The following is a 6270-nucleotide window of genomic DNA, read 5'->3' on the forward strand; positions in this document are numbered from 1 at the left end:
ATGAAAATACGATTAGTAGAACTTGTCCAAATAAAAATCCTAAATTCAGAAGGCGCTAACTGGACGCAAAAAAACTAATATTATTTATGCGATCGCATTCTCTATGGATGTAAAGAAACATTATTCAATCAATTATTTTGATGCAGACTGAAAATAACTTGCGTTTCAAGGGCATAATACTGCTTATTTTTGTTAATATAATTGGTTCTACAACTTTTCCATTGACCAAAGACATCGTTGGTAGCCTTTCACCAAGTGCATTGATTGCTACACGCTTTGTCATAGCCGCAGCAGTTTTCACTCTAAATTTACGTAATATTAACGCACTTTTATTTCGTGATGGTACAGTACTAGGACTTTTGCTTTTCTTTTTCTTAGCGATAGAAACAATTGCGCTCAAGACTATACCAGCAAACCGGGCGGCATTCATTGGCAGTTTGAATGCCTTGATTGTCCCGCTGCTGGGATGGCTGAGTGGTCAGCGCGTACCGTTGAAAACTTTCCTAGCCGCTGGAGTCGCTGTCATCGGTATTGGCGTGATGTTTTGGGAAGGGGGAGAACTAGGAATCGGCGATCTATTAATGTTCGTTGATGCTTTTGTCTATGCAGCCTACATACTTTTCCTAGAGCGAGTCGCCTCCCGTCACCCCACTTTAACGCTCACTAGCGTTCAACTTTTGTTCATTGCAACGATAGGGGTACTCTGGAGTAACACACAAATTATTAACCAATTTGAGGTAATTCGCCAGCACTGGGGAGCAATTCTTTACTTAGGGTTGTTGGCGACGGCTGCTGTCATCTGGCTTCAAACAATAGCACAGCAATGGGTTTCTTCTGACGAAGCTGCTTTACTTTTTACACTTGAGCCATTGTTCGCCACAATTTTTTCGTTTTGGCTACTTGGAGAACATCTGGGAATACGCGGTCTAATTGGCGCGATTCTTGTGTTAGTTGCTTTGGTTCTAAGTCAAAGCCCTCAAAAGATTGAGCCGGAAGCAAAAGTTGAGGTACAGAGCAGTTAACGGTTAGCTGTTTAAGCTAGGTGTATCCCACTTTTTATTTAGGTAAGTCGGCGCAATTAAAGCTAACTAGTGAAGTCCATCATTTGTCATTTGTCACTTGTACTGAGTTTCGACTGCGCGGTAATCGAGCGAAGTCGAGATTCAACTACCGCGTAGTCGTAAAGCCTGCGGCATAGCTTCGCTTCGGGCGTAGCCTCTGTCTGCGACACGCTGCGCGAACGCAGAGAAGTATTAATCATTTGTAAGGGTTTTAAGCTTGTTTATGTTTGTCAACATAACTTTGTTTATTTCCGCCGACTTACTTAGCGAGCAAAGATTAGATTAATCCATATTTACTACTTATTCAATCTTGCCTAAGCTTGTTGGTTCCTCAATTGGAGCATTTTTGTAGAGTATTTTAGCGATCGCACGACCATATTCAAACAAAAGTTAGTTTTCTTCTTCAGTCATAGTAGTTCTGGTAAATAATGATTGCTGTGATTATTCCTTCACCATCTCACATCTAATTTATATTTATCGGAAGAATAAAACTTGGATGCTCCCGTTTAAAGTTAGCTAAACAGGGAATTGACAAACATAATCATGCATTTGTCAATACGTAATTCCTGATAAATATTATGAAAACGTGCTTGACTTCTTTCAGTTAGTTATTAGATAATAGATAAAAGATTTGAACTGTTAAAAACATCTTACTACTTACATAAAAGATATTTGATATGCAGTTTACTAATTGAATTAGCCAAGCTTTGGAGTAATTGAATTAGCTAAAATCTTGATTTTACATTGAACCCAAGCATCAATGCTATTACTTAAATAAATAATTTTGATGCTTAAATTTATCATGATTTTGTAGTGAATATTGTGTATCATAACACTGCCAATTTTTTCAATGCTACTAAATATTCTCGTCTGAGCCGAGAAGCTGGAGCCTTATTACACAAAGAGTTTGCTCTCAACTGTTATGTAAAATTGCCGTTGTTTTTCAATGATGATTCATTTGCAATTTTGAAAACAGAAGTTCTCAGAATATTTGAGCAGCATTCTCGAAGAAGAGACTTCAACATGAAACATGAGCAAAATACTCCTAGACATCTTAGTACTGTTTCGGGAGTTGCTGTTGCTGAACACTCACAACTTATTCCGGCTTTGTACCGTGATTCTCACCTAATTGAGTTTCTCTGTGGTATTGCGGGAACTCAAGTTCACTTAGTACCAGATCCTTTTGATAGGCATGTAATCCATAGGCTTGACAAAATTGGAGATGTTCATGGGGGACATCTCGATACCTACGCTTTTGCTTTTGCTATTTTTATTGAAACCCCGCCAAAAAAAGCTGGAGGATGCCTAGAATTTGTTCCCCACAGTATGGAAATTAGCGATCTCGATACATCATTAGCTAAACGGGTTGGGCATCATGTTGGAGATTGCTACTTTATGAAAACGAACAAATCTGTTCATCGAGTTTTGCCTCTTTCGGAAGAAGTCAAGCGAACTAACCTAATCTTGACCTACGCTGATGATGAAACAATAAATATTGATATTTCTTACTCTAGTCAACCTCTTTACGGTTAACTAAAGGGAATACTGTCAGTAGACCAGAAATTTGTCTCTTCAAGTGGCTTGTAACTTTATTTTGGAACACTTTAAACAACGAGTGTTTGAATACACATACTCAATTTCCTATCAATGTGTAAGTTCTAATAAATACCCATTTCAAGGTGACTGATAAAATCTCTTTTTTCTCTGTTATCTCTGCGTCTGAAGCGCTCAGTACACTTATTTATTTAATCACAGAAGCACAGAGAATACAGAAATAAGAGGTTAAAGACGAATCTATTTGCGAAAATTTTTATCCACCTTGAAAGAGCTATTTTTAGTCAGGTGAACTGCAACTAAGCCAATTTTTAAAGTTTTAAATCCCAATCAATTTAAATCCACTGGGTCTTTATCTATGAATATACTAGAGTCGATTTCAGCTGCAAAGATCAATTCCCATATCACGATTCAAAAAACAGCAAAAGGACGAGGAGTTTTTGCTAGCAAAAAATTTGCCCAAGGAGAAACTGTCGTGGTGGGTATCCCCATTGAAGAAGTTCCTGAACGAACAATTTATTCCTTTCAGATAGATTTTAATTTGTATGTCAACCTAGACGAGCCTGCTGTCGTCATTAACCATTCTTGTGATCCAAATACTGGGGTAAGAAATAATCAGTTTGGAGGATATGACTTTGTTGCTTTGGGCGATATAGAAGCAGGTGAGGAAATTACCTGGGACTACGAAACCACTGAATATGAATCAATTGCTGTTTCTCGATGCTTGTGCGGATCTTTATCTTGTCGAGGGAAAACATTAGGATTCAAATTCCGCGAACAAATGTTGCGTGATACTTACGGAGAGTATGTTGCAGATTATCTTAAAACTCAAAGTAAATAGACATCTTCAGAAATTAAATATGCTGTAACCATAACCCTTGTAGAGACGTAGCAGTGCTACGTCTCTGCATTATTGCGTCTCTACATTCTTTTGCTTAAGCCTTTTTCAACCAGCTAAACATAGCGCGTAAATCTTTACCAACTTCTTCAATTTTGTGTTCAGCTTCTTTACGACGCATGGCGGTAAATCCTGGTTTACCAGATTGGTTTTCGAGAACAAATTCTCGTGCAAATTGCCCAGATTGAATTTCGCTGAGAATCTTCTGCATTTCAACCTTGGTTTGTTCGGTAACAATCCGCGGGCCACGGGTATAATCGCCATATTCAGCGGTGTTAGAAATGCTGTCGCGCATCTTGGCTAAACCACCTTCTACAACCAAGTCAACAATCAGCTTGACTTCATGCAGACATTCAAAATAAGCCAATTCTGGTTGATAACCAGCTTCTACCAAAGTTTCAAATCCGGCTTTGATTAAAGCACTCAAACCACCGCACAATACCGCTTGTTCGCCAAATAAATCGGTTTCGGTTTCTTCGCGGAAAGTAGTTTCGAGAACACCGGCGCGAGTACCACCGATACCTTTAGCATAAGACATGGCGCGATCGCGTGCCTGACCGCTAGCATCTTGATAAACTGCAAACAGCGCTGGCACGCCTTCCCCACCTTCATAAGTCCGCCGTACTAAATGCCCTGGCCCTTTTGGTGCTACCATCACCACATCGACATTATCTGGTGGTACAACTTGCCCAAAGTGAATATTGAAGCCGTGGGCAAAGGCTAAGACATTTCCTTCTTCTAGATTTGGTTCAATCTCGTTTTTGTAAATCGTTTTTTGGACTTCATCAGGTAACAAAATCATGATGAAATCAGCAGCATTAGCGGCATCTGCAACGTTTTTCACAGTTAACCCAGCTGCTTCAGCTTTTGCAACTGACTTACTACCCGGATATAGTCCCACAATCACATTCAAACCACTATCTTTGAGATTGAGAGCGTGGGCATGACCTTGGGAACCATAGCCGATGATAGCAATAGTTTTTCCAGCCAAAAGGTCTAAATTGGCATCTTCGTCATAATACATCCGGGCCATAGAAGCATCTCCTGTCAGCAAGCATCGTCATTAATTCGCAGGCTTACGATTGTACCTCAAATTGAGTAACCACAGATTAACTGTCAACCATTGAATTTATCTCTTTGAACTCAGGGGGAGTGTTTACGACGGCAATAATCGAGAAAAAAGCCAAGTTGATGAGCGATACTGCAATGGTGGCGATCGCCTTACCGAGAAAAAATGGCGCATTATTCTCAACAAAACCATCAACTGTAACGGTGCTGAACTAGCACGAATGGTAGAAAAAGCGGCGCGTGCATTATTTCATGAGGGAAAGGAAATTCATATTGGGTTGTCCGAACTGTTGGAGCAAAGAGAAATGATGGTGCCAATCTATGTCAGGGATACTGATAGAATACTGACTAGAGAAAATCGAGCTAAGTATATTTGTCAATCAGTATCGAAAAAAGACTCTTCGGTTTTCGCTCCAGCGATTACTACGTATTGGGGAGAACCTTGCGTTCATAGCATGGTAGAGCAAAGCAATATTGTTACTGCTCTCTAGGCGTTTTTTGACCTGTTCCTATACTCAATTCCTCTAATTTTTTGTACTTGATCAACAAAATAATCATGGTTAAAGGAATATATGACTAATCGATCTTCGTAAATTATATGTAAATGATTTTCATATCTTTTTGAACGGGGATATACTCTCCAACGAGCTGCTGACTCTGGTAAAGTAGTTAAAGTATCATCACTACACAAAACTATAAGAGAATCATCATACTCGATAATTACACCAAAGTAAGCTATTCCTCCACTCACAACATCTCCATGTGGTTTATCAAAATTAATTGATTCCAGTGGTTGAAAAGCATCACTTTCATTATTTGAATCTATCCTCTTTTGAGTATATTTAGCGACTTCAATAGTATTAGAATTAGCTAAATATATTTTTTCTTGAGAACCCCAACTAAAACCTTTTTTTTTAAAGATGTCCGAATCAGGTACTATTTTCTTAAATTTTCTTTGAAATGTTCCATTGTCTTGATGTTTATCCCAACCAAATGCTGCTAAGAAACCTGAATCAACATATGATGAACTGTATAAACTTGCAAAAGACCAGTCAACCATTGATGAATGGTGATTACTGATTTGATAAATTCTCTCATCAACTTTATTTGAATTTAATAAATTATCAGAATAATTATTAAGATGAAGCTCGAAAAGCCCTTCATCCCCTCCAGCCATAGCTAAAGATGTATGAGCAGCTTTTATAGAAATTAATGGGCAGTCCCATAGCTTCTTCGGACGTTGACTTATTCCAAATTTAGTATCTCTTCTATGAACAGATGCACTATAAACTCCTATGTCAGTTAGTGCAAATAGGGTATTATTATAAATACAAGTATCAGTAGGCAATTCTGGAATAGGATTATCTTGTTTAGAGTATTCAAACTTTCTTAACTTCTTCAAACTAACTGACAAATTTTTTTGAGAAGCTTTTATAAATTTCTTGAAAAGAGTTTGTTTAATCTCTGAATTCTTAAAAAGAGGTACTAGCATATCACCATAAAGATAGTCTCCTCTAGTAAAAGCAGACTGGAGAACTAGCTCATCAACTCTATCACTAAATGTTGTTTCTACTAATCTATCCCAATCATAAACACCAACAGAACCATCTGTATACCAGAGGTATAGCCTTCCTCTCAAAAGTGTTGAATGTTAAGAGAAATCCGATAAAAACAGCCCAAAATATGTTA

General features: G+C 38.2%; 7 protein-coding genes. 5 read left to right on the forward strand and 2 right to left on the reverse strand.

Annotated elements, in window-relative coordinates; genetic code table 11:
- Positions 1-140 precede the first annotated feature (140 nt).
- The 3 genes from RMX69_RS25200 to RMX69_RS25210 all read left to right on the forward strand — a co-directional run bounded on the left by RMX69_RS25200 (position 141) and on the right by RMX69_RS25210 (position 3456).
- The gene (locus RMX69_RS25200; protein WP_322639066.1) at positions 141-1022 is read left to right on the forward strand and encodes a DMT family transporter; all 882 of its coding nucleotides are present in this window, start codon (positions 141-143) and stop codon (positions 1020-1022) included.
- An 861-nt stretch (positions 1023-1883) separates the two neighbouring features.
- A complete protein-coding gene (locus RMX69_RS25205) occupies positions 1884-2594 on the forward strand; it encodes a hypothetical protein (RefSeq protein WP_322639067.1) in 711 nt (236 codons plus the stop codon).
- A gap of 379 nt (positions 2595-2973) precedes the next feature.
- A complete protein-coding gene (locus RMX69_RS25210; protein WP_322639068.1) occupies positions 2974-3456 on the forward strand; it encodes an SET domain-containing methyltransferase in 483 nt (160 codons plus the stop codon).
- 94 nt (positions 3457-3550) lie between these two features.
- On the opposite strand, the gene ilvC is transcribed toward RMX69_RS25210, so the two are convergent.
- A complete protein-coding gene (ilvC, locus tag RMX69_RS25215) occupies positions 3551-4546 on the reverse strand; it encodes a ketol-acid reductoisomerase (RefSeq protein WP_322639069.1) in 996 nt (331 codons plus the stop codon).
- 119 nt (positions 4547-4665) lie between these two features.
- Between ilvC and RMX69_RS25220 the strand changes: the two genes are divergently transcribed.
- Entirely contained in the window at positions 4666-4797 is a 132-nt protein-coding gene (locus tag RMX69_RS25220; RefSeq protein ID WP_322639070.1) for a hypothetical protein, read from the forward strand.
- Between the two features lie 5 nt (positions 4798-4802).
- Positions 4803-5072 carry a hypothetical protein gene (locus tag RMX69_RS25225; RefSeq protein WP_322639071.1) on the forward strand — a complete coding sequence of 90 codons (270 nt, stop codon included), beginning with the start codon at positions 4803-4805 and terminating at the stop codon, positions 5070-5072.
- On the opposite strand, the gene RMX69_RS25230 is transcribed toward RMX69_RS25225, so the two are convergent.
- Positions 5069-6220, reverse strand: a complete 1152-nt coding sequence (locus RMX69_RS25230) for a hypothetical protein (protein ID WP_322639072.1) — start codon at positions 6218-6220, stop codon at positions 5069-5071. The genes RMX69_RS25225 and RMX69_RS25230 overlap by 4 nt on opposite strands.
- Between the last annotated feature and the right edge of the window lie 50 nt (positions 6221-6270).

The sequence above is a fragment of the Nostoc sp. EspVER01 genome (assembly GCF_034530635.1).
Classification (GTDB): domain Bacteria; phylum Cyanobacteriota; class Cyanobacteriia; order Cyanobacteriales; family Nostocaceae; genus Nostoc.

Coding starts and splice junctions, on each gene's coding strand:
- RMX69_RS25200 (WP_322639066.1), top strand. CDS start 141: ATGCAGACTGAAAATAACTTGCGTTTCAAGGGCATAATACTGCTTATT.
- RMX69_RS25225 (WP_322639071.1), top strand. CDS start 4,803: ATGGTAGAAAAAGCGGCGCGTGCATTATTTCATGAGGGAAAGGAAATT.
- RMX69_RS25210 (WP_322639068.1), top strand. CDS start 2,974: ATGAATATACTAGAGTCGATTTCAGCTGCAAAGATCAATTCCCATATC.
- ilvC (WP_322639069.1), bottom strand. CDS start 4,546: ATGGCCCGGATGTATTATGACGAAGATGCCAATTTAGACCTTTTGGCT.